We start from the raw sequence: 16560 nt of genomic DNA, 5'->3' as shown, positions 1-16560 counted from the left end.
AATTTCCGGCCGCACGCAGCGGCCGGTTCGCGGCGCACCCCGCCGGCAGCGGGGGAGTGCGCCCCGACCGCTACTGAAAGAGCTTCTGAAAGAACGGGAAGAAGCTCAGATCGTTGAATATAACGAACACTCCCAGAATGATCAGGAGCGTTATCCCTACGAATTGGATCTTCTCAAGCACCTTCTGGTTTATGGGACTTCCCTTGATCGCCTCGTAGACAAAGAAAATAATGAAGCTACCGTCGACGGCCGGGATTGGCAGCAGGTTCATCACCATAAGTATAATCGATATTTTCGCCATGAGAATGATGAAGGCCGAGATCCCCCGGTAATAAGCCGTGTCGCCGGCGATCTTCGCGATCCGGATCGGCCCGGAAAGGTTCTGCCGCACGTCGAGCTCTCCGGCGAAGAGCATGCCGATGCCCTTGATATTCATCACGATAAAATCATACGGATCAACGAGCGATTTCACGAACCCGTCCGCGATACCGAAGCGAAGCGGCACCATCTCCGGCGCGACCCCCGTTTCAACGCCGATGAAGCCGAATTTTTCATAGGCGACGCGCCCCGTGTAGCTCCCCCCGGCCGTCTCAAGCCGCACGACCTTGCCCCGGTTCCGCTCCAGGCGCTTCTGGAAGTCTGCGAGCGAAAGCACCCGCTCTCCGTTTATCTTCACACTCCCCCGTACGATTCCGTTTTTAACCAGATCGAGCTTATCCGTGGTAAGCTCGATCTTCTCCCCTTTAAACCGGGCATCCTCGAACTCTTGAATCGTAATCGTCTCCTTAAGTCGCGGAGTCACGGAAATCTCCATCTCCTTTCCGCCCCTGTCTACAAGCATCTTGACCTCTTTGCCGGCATTCGCCCGGATGTACCCGGTGAAATCGGCGGGCGTTTTGACCGGCCGACCGTTAAAGGCCTTCACCTCGTCAAACTGCCGTATCCCGGCGCCGTGGGCCGCCTCGTCCTCGAGGCTCCGAACCACGAGCACCTGCTCTCCATAGGGCATCACACCCAGCGTATAATACCCTTTCGCGGTAAACCTCTTCGGGGTTACGGTAAAATCAATCGTCCGACCCTCGCGCACCACCCGGATCGCCGCCGGAAGGCCGTCCGAAAAAACGATCGAATTCTGAATGTCCTGAAAGGACGATATCTTTTTGAAATTTATCCCGACAATCGTATCGCCGCTCCGTATGCCCGCCTTGTACGCCGGGGATATGTACTCCCCCTGCGTGAAGTAATCGGGTATGTATACCCTGTTGGTCTCGACTTCGTATCCGATCATGTTCATCGTGAAAAAAAGGATGATTCCGAAGAAGAGATTGAAGAGCGGTCCCATCACCACCGTCACCACGCGCCTGAGCGGGTGGGCGGAGAGAAATTCGTACGATTCGCCCTTTCGGTCCTCGGAAGGGTCTTCCCCGTAAAACTGGCAGTAGCCCCCGAACGGAATAAGAGTGAGCTGGTATGTCGTATCGCCGATCTTTTTTTTGATGAAGCCCTTCCCGTAACCGATGGAAAATACCTTCGCCTTTATGCCAACCATCCTGCCGCCCAGAAGGTGACCGAGCTCGTGTACAAAGATGCACAATCCGAGAAGGATCACCGCTGCCAGTATGTATGTAAGTGTCGCCATCATTAACCTCTCAAAATAGATTGTACGGCTTTCCTCGCCCAGGCGTCGGCCTGGAAAATATCGTCGATGTCCGGTTCGGCCACCGGCCTGTGAAGCGCGAGCACCTCCTCGACCAGGCGCACGATATCGGTGAATCCGATTTTACGCTCCAGGAAAAGATCCACCGCCGTTTCGTTCGCGCCGTTAAGCGCCGCCGGGGCCGTCCCTCCGGCACGGCCCGCGCCATAGCACAGCGCAAGCGCCGGATAACGACGCGCGTCCGGCGCCGCGAAATGAAGGCTGCCGAGGTCCTCAAGCCTGAGTCGGCCGAAAGGATTGCGCCGTCTCTCCGGGTATGAGAGCGCGTTGAGGATCGGGAGCGCCATGTCCGGAACGCCGAGTAACGCGTACAGCGATCCGTCTATCGTTTCCACCATCGAGTGAATGACGCTCTCCGGATGAATGAGCACGTCGATGGAGTCGTAGGGCGCATCGAAAAGATGGTGCGCCTCGATCACCTCGAGCCCCTTGTTCATGAGCGTGGCCGAATCGATCGTTATTTTACTTCCCATGCTCCAGGTCGGGTGATTGAGCGCCTCGCCGGGTGTTACGCCGGCAAGATCGTCGGCACCGCGGTCGCGAAGGCTCCCCCCGGACGCGGTGAGGATGATGCGCTCGACCTCGGACGAATCCAGGTTTTCGAGGAGCGAGAATACCGCGCTGTGCTCGCTGTCCACGGGAATGAGCTCCACGGAGTGCTCCCGAATTTTATCCATAAAAAGCCCGCCCGCCATGACCAGCGTCTCCTTGTTGGCCAGCGCAATCCGGCGCGTGTGCGGCACGGCCTCGAGCGTCGGCCGCAGGCCCGCGGCGCCTACAATCGCCGAAAGGACTATGTCGACGTCGCGCCTTGCAATCTCGAGGACGCCTTCCGCTCCGTCAAAAAACTCGATCCCGGGGAAACGCCGACGCAGTTCCTCGCAGCACCCGTGCGAATCGTCGTTCGATGCGACGGCCACCACTTCGGGGCGGAACTCCTCAATCTGCTCCCCCAGAAGCGCCGTGTTGCGGTTGCAGGAGAGCCCGTACACCCTGAAATCGCCGCCCTGCGAGCGGATCGCCCGGAGCGCCGAAGTGCCTATGGACCCGGTTGAGCCCAGGATGCTGACGGTGACGGACATCGCGCCGCGGGCTTACTGGACGCCCTTGAGTACCAGGTAATAATAAAAAAGCGGCAGCGTAACGATCATGGAATCGAAAACATCCCAGATTCCACCGTGCCCCGGGACGAGCGAGCCGGAGTCCTTGATCGAACCGTCGCGCTTGACCGCGGACTCCGCCAGGTCGCCGATATTACCGACCACGCTGAGAACGATACCGATGAGAGTCGCCTCGATCATGGTGAAAAGGCTCTTGCCGAAAAAGGACTCGAGCACCAGGCTGATGAGGAGCATCGCGATGATACTGGTCAAAAGCCCCGAGAAATACCCCTCCCACGATTTATTGGGGGATACCCTGAAACCCGCCTTGTGCCTGCCGAAATACACCCCGCCGAAATACGCGCCCGAATCGTTCAGCATGACGACGGCGTTCAGGATGAGCACATAGATATAACCGTCCTTGAGGGCCTTCAGGAGTATGATATGCGAAAAAAGGAACGCGATAAAAACGACGCCGAAGACCGTCGTTGCGAGCGAATAGATGCCGCCGGCCACGGGCCGCTTGTAAATATGGATCGCGAAAATTACCGGCAGCCCTATCGCCAGTACCGCAAAAACCAGCCGGGCGTCGAAGGGCTGAGCATAGGCCGAATACCCGTAGACTTTCCCGAACGCGTAGAGATACATGATGATGTTTATGGCCGCGGCCATGACCATGCCCGTGATGACAAACGGCCTGTTGCCGTCGTCGCGGGAACATATCTGATAATACTCGTAAAGACAGCCCAGCGAAATGATGAGCGAGATGATCAGAACGGGGAGCGAGTAAAATAGATCGGTGACCACCAGAAAGCAGTAAACCGGCAGCGCCACAGCCGCGCTGAGTATTCGAGTCGATGTTTCGTTCATAGTCCGCCGAACCTCCTATCTCTCCGCTGGTATTCGTAAATCATACGGTACAGATGGCGCGATTTGAAATCCGGCCAGAGCACCCCGGCGAATATCATCTCCGCGTAGGCGACCTGCCAGAGCAGGAAATTGCTGATCCGATGCTCCCCGCTGGTCCGTATCAATAAATCGACTTCGGGCAGTCCGGCCGTATAAAGGTGCCGCTCGAGCGATCGTTCCGATAATTTTTCGCCATGTTTGCGCGATACCGCCCAGCCGTTAACGGCGTCAAGAATCTCCTGGCGGCCGCCGTAATTGAGACAGAAGTTCAGGATGATAACCCTGTTGTTGCGCGTCCGGTTGACCGAATCCTCGATGATGCGCCTGGTCGATGCCGGGAGATGCCGCATGGAGCCCGAGTGGCGCAATCTCACCCCTTTTTTTTTGATCCTCTCAATATTGGCCTCGAAGAACATTTCAAGCAGCTTCCAGATGCCCGCAATCTCGTCCTTCGGCCTGGACCAGTTTTCAGTTGAAAACGCGTACAGCGAAACGACCCCTATCCCCAGATCAATCGCCGTGTCCATAAGCGACTCGATTACCTGCGCGCCCCGCCGGTGGCCCTCGACGCGCGGGAGCGAACGCTTTTGGGCCCAGCGCCCGTTGCCGTCCATGATGATGGCCACGTGACGCGGGACATTGTCCCTGTCGATGAGGCTCGCATAATCTTTCATTTCATGCCGTAAGGGTGGAATTGTTCATTCCGGTTACACCGGTTACACGAACGCGCCCGGAATATCCCGGCCGGTTCAAACGGCGGCATCAATGGACGCCGGGGGAAATCCCCGGGCGCTCCGGTGTTGCGGCAAATCGGCCCCGCTACCGAACCGGACTCCCCGGGGGAATTACCGTGATCAGATATGGCTGATCTCCTTCTCCTTGTTGTCGGTCAGCTTCTGCACCTCTTCGGTAAACCTGTCGGTGATTTTCTGTATTCGCACCACGGCGGCCTTGGAATCGTCTTCAGATATTTCCTTCTGTTTTTCGAGGTCCTTGATCATATCGTTCGAATCACGCCGTACGTTGCGAATGGACACCCGGCACTCCTCCGCCTTCTGCTTGGCCAGCTTGACGTACTCCTTGCGGCGCTCCTCGGTCAGATCGGGGATCTGTATGCGTATCAGGTTCCCGTCGTTGTTTGGATTCAGCGAGAGGTCCGATTTAAGAATGGCCTTCTCCACCGCCGTGAGATTGCCCCGGTCCCATGGCTGTATCACCACCAGGCGCGGCTCGGGACACGAGATCGTCGCGAGCTGGTTGAGCGGCATCATGGAGTCGTATACGTTTACGCGTATTCCGTCGAAGAGTGACGGATTGGCCCTTCCCGTACGGATCGAGCCGAATTCCTTTTCGAGCGCCTTGATGCTCTTGGTCATCCGCTCTTCCGCATCAGTAATTATGTCATCGATCATTATTCCCGTCCTCCGGTGATTTCAGGATATGGTTGTTCCTATGGTATGGCCCGTTACGGCCTTTCTGATGGAGTCCTCGTCGAGGAGATTGAAAACGATAATCGGCAGGTGGTTGTCCATGCAGAGCGATATGGCGGTGAGGTCCATCACCCGCAGTTGCCTCTCTATCACCTCGAGGTACCCGATCGCGTCGATCTTCCTGGCGCCGCTGTTTTTCTCGGGGTCCGAATCATAGACGCCGTCGACCTTTGTCGCCTTCATGAGCACCTCGGCCCCGATCTCGATGGCGCGCAGGCCCGCGGCGGTGTCGGTCGTGAAGAAGGGGTTGCCCGTGCCGGCCGAGAGGATCACCACGCGGTTTTTTTCGAGGTGGCGAATGGCGCGACGGCGTATATACGGCTCGGCGACCGCGCGCATCTCAAGGGCCGTCATCACTCGCGTCGGCGTTCCGAGCTTCTCCAGCGCGTCCTGCATGGCAAGCGCGTTGATCACCGTGGCGAGCATGCCCATATAGTCGCCGGTGGCCTGTTCCATGCCCAGCTCCTTGCCCACCGAGCCGCGGAAGATGTTGCCCCCCCCGACGACCACCGCAACCTGTACTCCGAGCCGGTAGACCTCGGCGATCTCGCGGGCGATCCTTTTCACCGTTTCGGGATTGATGCCGAAACGATCCTCGCCCGCGAGCGCCTCGCCGCTTATTTTAACGACGATGCGCCGGTATTTGAGATTCGGCCGGTCTGCCGGGGGTTCCATCGTTATTTTCCTATCTTGTAACGCACGAACCTTCCGACCGCGATGTTCTCGCCGTAGGTGGCGATCCTGTTTTTAACAAGATCGCGTATGGTCAGCTTCGGGTCTTTAATATACTCCTGCTCCATGAGGCAGACCTCGGCGTAATACTTCTTGATTTTACCTTCCACGATCTTCTCGACAACCTGCTCGGGTTTTCCGGAGTCCTTAATCTGGTCGCGGTAGATCGCCTTTTCCTTCTCCAGATCCTCGGCGGGCACGTCTTCAATATCCATATACAGCGGGCTCGAGGCCGCAACCTGCATGGCTATCTCCTTTGCCAGCTCCTGGAAGTCCGCATTCTTGGCGACGAAATCGGTTTCGCAGTTGAGCTCGAGGAGTACGCCGAGCTTGCTGTTGGTATGGATGTACGACGCGATGATTCCCTCGCGGGCCTCGCGGCCCATTCTCTTGTTCGCCGACGCGAGGCCCTTCTTGCGCAGGTACTCGACCGACTTCTCCATATCGCCACCGCACTCCATGAGAGCCTTCTTGCAGTCGAGCATGCCCGCCTGCGTCTTCTCCCTCAACTCCTTTATCATGTCGGATGTTATATCAGCCACCTTATCTCTCTCCTTCAATCTATTGACAAACCGAAAGCCGACTTACCACGAGGTCTTCTCATCGGCGTCGTACTGGTCCTCATATTTCTTGCGGTACTGCTCCTTGGCCTCCACGGCGGACTTCGTCTTCGCATCGCCCTCTTCCGTGGACTCGGTCGCTTCCCCGGCCGCTTCCCCGGCCGCTTCGCCGGCTGTCTCCGGCTCTCCCTCGACCTCTTCGATCGCCTCGACTCCATCGGTCTGGCCGCCGGACTGGCCCTCGACAATCGCCCGCGACATCACCTCGAGAAAGAGCGCGATCGCGCGGATGGCGTCGTCATTGCCCGGGATCGGGTAATCGATCTCTTCGGGATTACAGTTGGTGTCCACAACCGAGAATATCGGAATGCCGAGCTTGCGCGCCTCGTTTACGGCGATCGCCTCCCTCTTGGGGTCGATGATAAAGAGCGCGTCGGGAAGCTTTGTCATTTCCTTGATGCCCTTGAGCACCTTGTGCTTCTTTGCGAGCTCGCGGCTGAGGTCCAGTATCTCTTTCTTGGTTTCCGCGTCCCAGGAGCCGGTTTCGGACATTTTCTCGAGGCCCTTCAGGCGCTCGATCGAATTGCTCACCGTGTTGAAGTTGGTCAGAAGCCCGCCAAGCCAGCGCTCCGCCACGAAGTACATGCCGCATTTCTGCGCGAATTCCTCGATCGCGGATTGGGCCTGTTTTTTGGTCCCGACAAAGAGCACCTTCCCCCCGTTCGCCGATACCTCCTTCATCGCGGCGTAAGCGATCTTGAGCCGCTGCATCGTTTTCTGCAAATCTATGATATGGATCCCGTTGCGGGCCGTAAAGATAAACTGGGACATCCGCGGATTCCATCTCCTCGTCTGGTGCCCGAAATGAACACCCGATTCCAGAAGCGCTTTCATCGATACTACTGACAATGTACGGTACCCCCTTGTATTTAATAAAGTGACGGATTAATTTCATCCGCCGGCCGGCGAACGGCACATAACGCGCCCGTTTCACCGCGCACCGACGCAGCGCACACCCGCGCCGCGAGACGATCCTGTAACAGAGTTAATATCACACAAGGTCGGCGGCAACCGGCCCAGGGCCGGTTTATGTTATACGGTTCCGGCGCAAATGCGACGGTTCCGCGTGATAGCCGCGGGTGCGGCCGTACGTCTGAACTATACCTTACGAAAAATAAGCAGCCCGACAATCATACCGGCAATCGCCGAAAGATTCAGCCTGACGCCGAAGCTGATGATCTCGAGATTGAGCGAGATCGGCCCCGTCAGGCTGGTATTGATGACCTGGAGCGCGGGGAAAAGCCTTACGACCAGCGTTCCGAGGGCCGAACCCAGCACCCCGCCAATCAGCAGAAAGGCCAGAAAAAAACCCAGATTTCCCTTTGCGAATATCATCGTGCGTCCTTAACAAAAAAGCATGGATTTTATCGGCCGATTTTGTCAAGCCTTTTCCCCGATCACTCCTCAACAACGGCGACCGCCCGAACCCATCCCGCGCTTGCTTCCTTAATTTTTACCGGAAAGCAGAACACGGTGAAACCAAAGGGCGGGAGCCTGTCCAGATTAGTGAGCTTTTCGATATGGCAGTACCCCCGCTCTATGCCGGCAAAATGCCCTTCCCAGATAATCGAAGAATCGCCGTTTTTCTGAAATTCCTGCGCGATGAGCGGCAGGGGCCGGTCCCAGCTCCAGGCGTCCGTCCCCACCACGCGTATGCCGCGCTCGCAGAGCCACAGCGTCGCCTCGCGCCCCATTCCGCATCCACGGATAAGATACTCCCCCTTGCCCCAGCAGGCGTCGGCGCCGGTATTCACCAGCACGATATCGCCTTCCTTGAGCGCATAACCCATCTTTGAGAACGCCGCCTCCATGTCCGCGGCCGTAACGAGATAGCCGTCGGGAAATTCCCGAAAATCAAGTTTGACGCCGTCGCCCGTGCACCATTCAAGCGGCACCTCGTCGATGGTGAGCGCCCTGAGTCCGCCGCTCATCGTGGGATGGTAATGCCAGGGGGCGTCGAGGTGCGTCCCCGAGTGCGTGGTGAGCGTGATCATCTCGAGTGCCCAGCCCTTCCCTCCGGGAAGGTCCCTGGCCGGGTCGATGCCGGGGAAGAATGGGATCATCTGCCCGGCGCCCTCATCGTGCGTTATATACTGTATGTTCGGGATCATCTGGGGCGGATCGGACGGAATGCCGTTCTCGATCGCGATACTCAGGTCGATGTATTTACGGGCCATGGGCTGCGCTCCACGCGGTGGAATCGTTCGAATCCGCGGCCATACCGCGGCTGCCCGGTAATGATGGACGATAAAACAGACCGAGTCAACGTAATTTCACCGGGCGAGGGTAAAATTCGGCATCTGTCCGTCATATCATCGGGATGGACGGGATGACAAAGGAGAAAGAACATCAAGTTTCCGAAAAGGATACAGGACCGTGAAAAATTTTCAAGCCCGACCCCTGCGCCAAAAAAGAGAGAACCGCAGCGACTCATGTAATGAAAAGATTAATACCTCCTGAACATACCGGCAAGCTTTCCCAGCACTTCAACCTCGTTCACAACGATCGGTCGGTAGGCACTGTTGGCCGGAACGAGACTGATTTTGCCACCGGCCTTCTTGAAAATTTTAAGAGTGGCCTCGTCCTCTATGAGCGCGGCGACGATATCGCCGTTCTGCGCCGTGTTCTGTTTTCTGATTATGGCGACATCTCCGTCGTGTATACCCTCGTCGATCATCGAATCGCCTTTCACCTTGAGGGCGAAGAAATCACCGCCGCTGAAGGCCGGGGCCGGGAAGCTGAGATAGTCCTCGATGTTCTCCTCGGCGAGAAGCGGTGCGCCCGCGGCGATCCTTCCGACCAGCGGAATATTGACCGCATCCATTCGAAGCACCTCTACCCGGTCAGTCAGGAGCTCTATCGCTCGGGACTTGTTTTGCGCGCACCGGATGAATCCCTTTTTCTCGATTGCCTTGAGGTGGTCATAGGCGCCCTTGGGCGTAATTCCGAAACGGTCGCCTATCTCTCGCACGGTAGGCGGGAAGCCCGATTCGCGAATCGCCTCTTTTATAAAGTCGAAAATATTTTCCTGTTTCTCGGTGAGGTCTTTCTTCATGGATTGCCTACCCTCGCATGATATATACTCAGCAGTTTACTGGACTTATTGCAAATCCCGGGAATATCGGATTTCTTCCGCCACGGGCGTAGAAAATCCACCATAGTGCCCGGTGATGCAACAACGATACTACACATCATAGTAGTATATATCGGTATAGTTGTCAACAAAAAAAGGGACCGCGGCAAGATGCTGACTGAGCGCCTGCCGAATGGGGCTATAGGGTACGGCTTTGCGCCTGTCGAGAATAACGCGCGGCTCCGACCCCGGTATTTTCAGGGTTCTGTCGCGCGAATTCGGGGGGCGCGCTCAGCAGAGGGCCTTGTCACAGTTGTAAGTGAGTGAATAAGCGGTGCGCGACTCGAACTCGTCTCTCTTTTTGAACATATAGCGAAGCTGCGGAGTAAGCCGCTCGTACAGTTCGCCCGATATCGAGATCCCGTTGGGATCGGCATGGCTCTTTTCGAGGTGGCACGCGTAATTGATGACGTCCGAAACGATCTGTCCCGTTTTTTTGAAGAACTTGATCTTCCCCGCGTCCAGGCCGATCCGCATTGAAATGAGCTCGTCGATCTGTTTGTCCGGCGAACAGTTGTAGATGCTGAGGGAAAATATCATTTCCAGGCAGCAGCTCACCGCCTCCACCGGCCCGCCGTTCTGGTCGCGGAAGGCGAGTATGCCGCCGTCGCCCGCCCAGTACCACATCCGGGCGTTATACTGTCGCATCTTCGGCTTGTAAAACTCCCAAAGGTCGAGGTACATCTTTTCCATTACTTTCGGGCCGTATTTCTTAACCAGCTTCGAGTTATTGCAGATATCCATCGACGCGATGATGAGCGGGTATTCCTTGCCGTCGCGGAGCACCCCCCAGTTCGGCATGAGGTTGGCGTCTTCGCTGATCTTTACAAGCCTCCGGCGGGCGTGGTCGTAGATGTGCCCCGAACGTGAAAGCGTATAGAGGAGATTGTCGAGCCCCGCGAGCCTCACCGTTCGGCCGTTGAGCTGGTTGTCATCGAGCTCGACGGTGAAGGCGATGAGTTCCTCGAGCTTTTTCCCGTCGATGCACTCCTGCACGAGCCTTCGGGCCGCCCTGCCCGGGGATATGGTTACGGTCTTCGAGATGCCCTCGAGCGCGTGAGTGTCATACTTATTAAAAAAATATCCGCCGACTATTTCTATTTCGGGAAAAGTAAGATTGTTGGCAAGAAGCTCGGTAAGATCCTTCAGCAGGGTGGCGTCCAGCATAATGTGTTTTAGGTAGCATCTATACGGCCGTTGTAAACCACTTTTTTCCCGACTACGCTAAAAAAGTCCCGGCGTGATTATGAATTTCGTAACGGACCTCCCACCGTTCACTCCGCCCCCGGCACCTCCGGAAGCGATGGCGGAATGCAGACGACCGGCTCTTCTATCACGCGCATTGACTTCCATCTGCCGCCGCGAAAGCGGATGAAGAATGAAAATCCGAGGATCACCACATAGAGCGAGGCGATGATCCAGGCCTCGTACAGGCCGCCGCTGAAAACCACGAGCACGAGATACGAAGGTATCACCAGCACAAGCAGGGAAACCGCGGCCAGCATGTACATGACGAAACGGGTGTCTCCGGCCCCCTTGAGGGCGGAGGCGAAAATGATGTTCATGGTATCGAAAATGGAGTAGATCGCCACGAACTTCAGCAGCACCACCGACAGCCGGTAGATTTCGTCGAACGAGCCCGGATCGGCTTTCGAGGCGAAGGGCGCGACGAAGATTTCCGGAAGCAGCAGGTAGCAGAGCGATATCGCTACCATATAGATGAACGTCAGATGAAATCCCGAGTACACGCTGCGCTGTGCGAGCTCCGGCTTCTCCATGCCGATATACCGGCCCACCATCACCGAAACCGCGATGCCGAATCCGATCATCGGCATGAACGCGAGCGTGTTGACGTTAAACGCGATGTTGGTGGCGGCGAGATTAACGGTGCCCAGGCGCCCCACCAGCAGAATAAAGATCGTGAAGCCGGCGATGTCCACGAAAAACTGCATGCCGCTTGGAAAGCCGAAGCGCAACAGCCGGAGGAAGAGCGCGCCCTCGAAGCGCCAGCCGCCCAGCGTGCGATAGGTCGCGCGCAGTTTCGGAGCGGCGAGAAGCGCCAGATAGGCGATACAGTATACAAACCCGGCCGCGACCGTAGCGATGGCGGCACCCTTTATGCCCATTTCGGGAAATCCCCATTTCCCGAAGATCAGGATGTAATCCAGCAACAGATTGACGGCCGTGGCGAGGAAGTTCACCCACATCACCGGCCAGGGCCTTCCCAGTCCGGTGAAAAAACCGGAAAACGCCGAGGCGGCTATGCCGGGGAAAGCTCCGACGCAGAGAATCTGGAAATATATGGTTTCATAATGGCGGACCTCCGGGTCGTGTCCCACAAAGTCGAAGATCGCCGGGGCGAGCGGGATGAGAAGCAGATGAACAACGGCCCCGGCCAGGGCGATGTAGGCCCCCTGCCAGATGGAGGGCCCCACGCGCTCGTTTACTCCCGCGCCGTAATACTGGGCGGCGAAGATGCTCACATATCCCGCGGTGCCGATAAAAACGCTCATGGTGCAGAAATTGAGGATTCCGGCGGGCAGGACCGCGGCTATGGCATATGGCGAGTACCAGGCCAGGAACATGCGGTCGACAAAGTGCTGCAGCGACCACGAGGATGTGCTCAGGATGAGCGGAACCGCCAGTACGAGAAGTTCGCGATAACCCGCTACCGAGCTCCACCTTCCGGAAAATTGTCTTCTGATGCCGTTTATCACCCGTTCCGCCTCTGGAGCCATCACGTTTCCCGTTTCGTTCCGCCACGTACCCGCCCGCGGGCCCGTGGAGGCCGCCAAATGCCGCAAATCGCCCCGCCATCACCTTCATATCGCTCAATACGGCATGGCCGGTTTGCGAAAGGGCGTTATTTTTTTAGCGAAGGGGCAGGCTCCATGGTAGACTCGTACAAACCGGAAATCAATAACACCGGAGCGCCGGCTTAGCGCAAGACTTTTATACCGGATTTGATCGATGTGACAATGCAAGGGAAGCATCCGAGCGCCATAATATCACCCTGCGGCATATACTGCGGGGCATGTCCAAGGTACCGCGACACGGCGGTATGCAGGGGATGCCGCTGCGACGGAAGGCATGACAAGTGCGACATTTACGATTGCTGCGTCGTTATGGGCGGTAAAAACTTCTGCCACGAATGCGACTGTTTCCCCTGCGAACGGCTGATAAGCTTCACCCGGTATAATCCCGGAAAGTCCTTCGCCCATTTCAGGCATATCGCCATAGAAAACCTCAACCGGATCAGGCTTATCGGGCCCGATGAATGGGCACGGGAAATGGAAATCCGAAGCGACGCAGGCGACTACTCCATCAGCGGAAAAAACCAGGACGGCGGTCCGGACACCTCACCCTGCTCCTGCACACCCCTTGAAGAATAGCTCTGCGGCCCAGGCAGCGGAAAAACACAAACCGTTCTTTTTCCCCATGGAAAGTGGCATGTCAAACAAATAAAAAAACCGTCTGAATACGCATTTAATTTCCGCCAGCCTCTTGCTAAAAACCGATATTAACTGTATATTTTGCTTGTTGCATAGATGGAATGCACCGGTGCGAGAATCAAGGTTCGGACAGCCCGCGGGAAAATGAGGCGAAGTGGCGTCATTTCCCGAAATAAACAGAGTCAACAGCGCCCTCAATGAAATATATAACCGACGCCGTCAAAGAGAATAAGGACGTGAGAATCGTCACCTATTCGGTGAGCTCGACCAACGAGAATCGCCTTAAGAAGGTGCTTGCCCTTTACCTTCGCAAGCAGGGCTGCGAGGTGCTCCTGGGCCCCATCTACACCTGCGTTAAAGAGCTCCTCATCAATGCCGTCAAGGCGAACTTCAAACACATCTATTTTGAGGGCTCGGCGCCGCAGAGCCCGGTCCCCGGCATCATCGCCCACGACAAGGTATTCCGGCTCTTCAAGCTCGAGATGTCGCGCGAAGACGCAAGAACCCTCGCCCGCCTGGCGAGGAGCCGCGACATGAAGGCGGAGATCGTTTTCCATCACGAGGACGACACCCTCCATATTTCGATCACCAATCCCATAGAGATAACGCCCGAAGAGCTCGTAAAGGTGCGCAAAAAACTTGAGGACGCCCGCAAGTGCGAGGACATCTCGGACTATTTCTTAATGAACGCCGGCGATCCGGAGAATGAGGGCGCCGGAATCGGACTGGTGCTCATCTCGATGATCCTGAGAAGCCTCGGAGTTGACCAGTCCAGTCTCGACATCCGGTCGCTTGAGGACCGGACCAGGGCGTCTCTTTCCATCCCACTCAACAGGGCCACTCTCGAGCATTACGCCCGGAGCACCGCCCAGGCCGCCGGGTAAATGCCGGCAGAACCTGTTCTGTTCGGGTTTTCCCCGTGTCCCAACGATACCTATGCCTTCCACGCGATGCTGCACGGCCGCGTCGACACGGGGAACTATCGCTTTGCCTCACATATCGAGGACGTTGAAAGCCTCAATCATGCGGCGTTTCAGGGGGCGTACAAACTCAGCAAGCTCTCCTTTCACGCGTATCTCCATCTGGCCGGGCGCTACGCCCTGCTCAACGCGGGCTCGGCGCTGGGCTTCGGCTGCGGGCCGCTGGTAGTCGCGCGCGGCGCGCTCGCCGACCTCGAAGGCACGCGCGTCGCCATTCCGGGAGAGCTGACCACGGCCTATCTGCTCTTCCGGCTCTGGAGCGAGGCCGACATTGACATACATGTCGCGCGCTTCGATGAAATCATGGAAGGTGTCGCCTCGGGACGCTTCGACGCGGGACTCATCATCCACGAGGGGCGCTTCGTCTATCCCCGCTTCGGGCTCGAAAAAATCGTCGACCTGGGCGAATGGTGGGAGGCGGAAACGGGCCTGCCGATTCCGCTGGGCTGTATCGCGATGCGACTCGACGGCGGAGAGGATGGGAGTGAGCGCGCGGCCGGGTTTTCGAGGATCATCCGCGCCTCGGTGCGGCACGCCTTCGACAATCCCGGCGACTCGCGGGAGTTTGTCCGAGCGCACGCGCAGGAGATGGATGAGGATATCACCCGGCAGCACATAGGGCTCTACGTGAACGATTTTACGCTCGATCTCGGCGAAACGGGACGGCGGGCGATTCAGACACTCGAGGAGATGGCACGATGCAGGGGAATTCTCGAACCGGCATAGTAATGGCGACGATGATCGAGGCGGGGCCGCTCATCGCCTCGCTCGGGCTTTCCGCGGCCGCGAAGGGGCCGGTCCGCGTCTTCTCCGCCGACGGGGCCCCCGTGCTCGCGGTTTCGGGCATCGGCAAGGTGAACGCGGCGCTCGCCGCGGAGTACCTCATACTGAACTACGGCGTCGGGACGATCTTCAACATCGGCGCCGCGGGCGCCACCGGAAACGCCATGCATACCGGGGACATCTTCCATATCGACTCGATCATCGAACCCGACCGGCCCCGGATAATGAACCGCTCACAACGCTCGTCCACGCCGGACGCGTTCGACGGTTTTCGGAAGGCGATCCTGGCGACACTCGACCGTCCGCTGATTACGGCGTCGGAGCGCGCCTCGGTGGCGGCCCGGGCCGACCTCATCGACATGGAGGGGGCGGCCGTACTGCAGGCGTGCAGACTGTTCAAGGTGCGGTGCTATCTCTTTAAAATGGTGAGCGACACCCCGGAGCACGAAAGCGACACGCAGATCGTCGAGAACATCCGCCTGCTGGCCGCTGCGCTCGCGGGCTTTTTCATCGAGAAGGTCCTTCCGCTTTCAGCGTAGCTCCCATTCCCCTCCCTGTTCCACCGGCCGGAGACGGGCGTAATCATCCCCCCTTAAAAAAATCATAAGGATGCCGCACCGGGCCATACGTCAGCGATATCCGACCACGAGGCTCCATGCGGGATCGGAGAGCTTTACGACTTTCAGCTTTTTGAACCCGGCGTTCCTGAGCCAGCCCAGATATTCGGCACGCGTATAGACGTTGCCCAGGGGGCTCTGCGTGATCATATGAAGCGCGAGCGTCGCGGAGCGGTGATCTTCGCGCTTCAGATTATCGAAGACGGCGATCATGCCGCCGTCCGACAGCCGCTCGCGCGCCATGCGGAACATCTTCGCGTTATCGGCCGGAGACTGGCCATGGCATAGGTTTCCCAGGAAGACGATATCGTACACTCCCGCCGGGAACGACTTCGTCGCGTCGCCGTCGATTACGCTGATATTCTTCACCCTCGACAGCTCCTTCCGCATTACGTCGTTCGATTCTTTCAGGTCATAGATGAGTGTAACCAGGCCACTGCGGGCGAACTCGCGCGCGACGGTGCCGGGAGCGCCGCCGATGTCGGCCACGCTGGCGGCCCCTTTGCGGAGATCGAGGCACAGGCGCACGACCTCAGGGGCTATTTTTTTCTTCCACGGCGAGTCCATGCCGCGGATGAAATCATCCATCGAAAACCCCGCGTAGCTCGACCTGTCGGGCCTGCCGTGCTTCATGACGTAGGGGAGCGTCCGCCAGGGATTGACGAGGTACAGGAGAAAGCTCCAGAAATCGCCCTCGTAATCACGTCCGGCGCGAACGACGAGGCGCCGCCTGGTTTCCGGCGTCACCGAATAGCATTCCTTTCGCTTTTTTAGATATTTCATCTCGACGAGCGCGTCGAGGAGCGCGACGGCGGCGCGACGGTCGAATTTCATGCGCACGGACAGGCCCGCGGCGGTGTCGCTTTTTTCATCAAGCGCGTCGAAGACGCCCAGTTGGCGCGCCTGTCCCACGAAGATGAATTCCTCAAGCGCCGATTGCAGTTCGCGTATGTTCATCGGCATGCACCTCTGGAATTATTAATTTCGGGCTGAGAATCCGCAACGCAGCGTCGACGAACGCCGGTCG

At 57.7% G+C, this 16560-nt stretch carries 18 protein-coding genes; 4 read left to right on the top strand and 14 right to left on the bottom strand.

Features of this window, described 5'->3' with window-relative positions; translation table 11 throughout:
* Nucleotides 1-70: 70 nt before the first annotated feature.
* From rseP to VLM75_05040, 13 genes are all read right to left on the bottom strand, one after another.
* On the bottom strand, nt 71-1639 hold the full coding sequence (rseP, locus tag VLM75_05100) for an RIP metalloprotease RseP (protein HSV96297.1): 1569 nt from the start codon (nt 1637-1639) through the stop codon (nt 71-73).
* 2 nt (nt 1640-1641) lie between these two features.
* Entirely contained in the window at nt 1642-2799 is a 1158-nt protein-coding gene (locus VLM75_05095; protein HSV96296.1) for a 1-deoxy-D-xylulose-5-phosphate reductoisomerase, read from the bottom strand.
* A gap of 12 nt (nt 2800-2811) precedes the next feature.
* Complete coding sequence (locus VLM75_05090) at nt 2812-3687, bottom strand: phosphatidate cytidylyltransferase (GenBank protein ID HSV96295.1); 876 nt, start codon at nt 3685-3687, stop codon at nt 2812-2814.
* The gene (gene uppS / locus VLM75_05085; GenBank protein HSV96294.1) at nt 3684-4400 is read right to left on the bottom strand and encodes a polyprenyl diphosphate synthase; all 717 of its coding nucleotides are present in this window, start codon (nt 4398-4400) and stop codon (nt 3684-3686) included. The genes VLM75_05090 and uppS overlap by 4 nt, the downstream gene beginning before the upstream one ends.
* Before the next feature lie 180 nt (nt 4401-4580).
* Nucleotides 4581-5138, bottom strand: a complete 558-nt coding sequence (frr, locus tag VLM75_05080) for a ribosome recycling factor (protein HSV96293.1) — start codon at nt 5136-5138, stop codon at nt 4581-4583.
* A gap of 21 nt (nt 5139-5159) precedes the next feature.
* Nucleotides 5160-5891 carry a UMP kinase gene (gene pyrH / locus VLM75_05075; protein HSV96292.1) on the bottom strand — a complete coding sequence of 244 codons (732 nt, stop codon included), beginning with the start codon at nt 5889-5891 and terminating at the stop codon, nt 5160-5162.
* Between the two features lie 2 nt (nt 5892-5893).
* Nucleotides 5894-6490, bottom strand: a complete 597-nt coding sequence (tsf, locus tag VLM75_05070; protein HSV96291.1) for a translation elongation factor Ts — start codon at nt 6488-6490, stop codon at nt 5894-5896.
* A 42-nt stretch (nt 6491-6532) separates the two neighbouring features.
* On the bottom strand, nt 6533-7417 hold the full coding sequence (gene rpsB, locus VLM75_05065; GenBank protein ID HSV96290.1) for a 30S ribosomal protein S2: 885 nt from the start codon (nt 7415-7417) through the stop codon (nt 6533-6535).
* 249 nt (nt 7418-7666) lie between these two features.
* The gene (locus tag VLM75_05060; GenBank protein ID HSV96289.1) at nt 7667-7903 is read right to left on the bottom strand and encodes a hypothetical protein; all 237 of its coding nucleotides are present in this window, start codon (nt 7901-7903) and stop codon (nt 7667-7669) included.
* 62 nt (nt 7904-7965) lie between these two features.
* Nucleotides 7966-8745 carry a cyclase family protein gene (locus VLM75_05055; protein ID HSV96288.1) on the bottom strand — a complete coding sequence of 260 codons (780 nt, stop codon included), beginning with the start codon at nt 8743-8745 and terminating at the stop codon, nt 7966-7968.
* A gap of 269 nt (nt 8746-9014) precedes the next feature.
* The gene (gene lexA / locus VLM75_05050; GenBank protein HSV96287.1) at nt 9015-9623 is read right to left on the bottom strand and encodes a transcriptional repressor LexA; all 609 of its coding nucleotides are present in this window, start codon (nt 9621-9623) and stop codon (nt 9015-9017) included.
* A gap of 309 nt (nt 9624-9932) precedes the next feature.
* Nucleotides 9933-10868, bottom strand: a complete 936-nt coding sequence (locus tag VLM75_05045) for an adenylate/guanylate cyclase domain-containing protein (protein ID HSV96286.1) — start codon at nt 10866-10868, stop codon at nt 9933-9935.
* A gap of 107 nt (nt 10869-10975) precedes the next feature.
* Entirely contained in the window at nt 10976-12439 is a 1464-nt protein-coding gene (locus VLM75_05040) for an MATE family efflux transporter (GenBank protein ID HSV96285.1), read from the bottom strand.
* Nucleotides 12440-12679: 240 nt separating this feature from the next.
* On the opposite strand from VLM75_05040, the gene VLM75_05035 reads away from it, so the two are divergent.
* The 4 genes from VLM75_05035 to VLM75_05020 all read left to right on the top strand — a co-directional run bounded on the left by VLM75_05035 (nt 12680) and on the right by VLM75_05020 (nt 15455).
* The gene (locus VLM75_05035; GenBank protein HSV96284.1) at nt 12680-13093 is read left to right on the top strand and encodes a DUF3795 domain-containing protein; all 414 of its coding nucleotides are present in this window, start codon (nt 12680-12682) and stop codon (nt 13091-13093) included.
* A 257-nt stretch (nt 13094-13350) separates the two neighbouring features.
* Nucleotides 13351-14037, top strand: coding sequence for a hypothetical protein (locus tag VLM75_05030; GenBank protein HSV96283.1), 687 nt, complete (start codon nt 13351-13353; stop codon nt 14035-14037).
* Nucleotides 14038-14859 carry a 1,4-dihydroxy-6-naphthoate synthase gene (locus VLM75_05025; GenBank protein ID HSV96282.1) on the top strand — a complete coding sequence of 274 codons (822 nt, stop codon included), beginning with the start codon at nt 14038-14040 and terminating at the stop codon, nt 14857-14859.
* Nucleotides 14832-15455, top strand: a complete 624-nt coding sequence (locus VLM75_05020; protein ID HSV96281.1) for a hypothetical protein — start codon at nt 14832-14834, stop codon at nt 15453-15455. The genes VLM75_05025 and VLM75_05020 overlap by 28 nt, the downstream gene beginning before the upstream one ends.
* Nucleotides 15456-15545: 90 nt before the next feature.
* Here the strand turns inward: VLM75_05020 and VLM75_05015 are convergent, their stop codons facing one another.
* On the bottom strand, nt 15546-16490 hold the full coding sequence (locus VLM75_05015; GenBank protein HSV96280.1) for a methyltransferase: 945 nt from the start codon (nt 16488-16490) through the stop codon (nt 15546-15548).
* Nucleotides 16491-16560 lie beyond the last annotated feature (70 nt).

It is taken from the genome of Spirochaetota bacterium (assembly GCA_035477215.1).
Classification (GTDB): domain Bacteria; phylum Spirochaetota; class UBA4802; order UBA4802; family UBA5368; genus MVZN01.
Note: the sequence above shows the minus strand (reverse complement) of the source record. Positions and strands in the feature narration are given on the sequence as shown.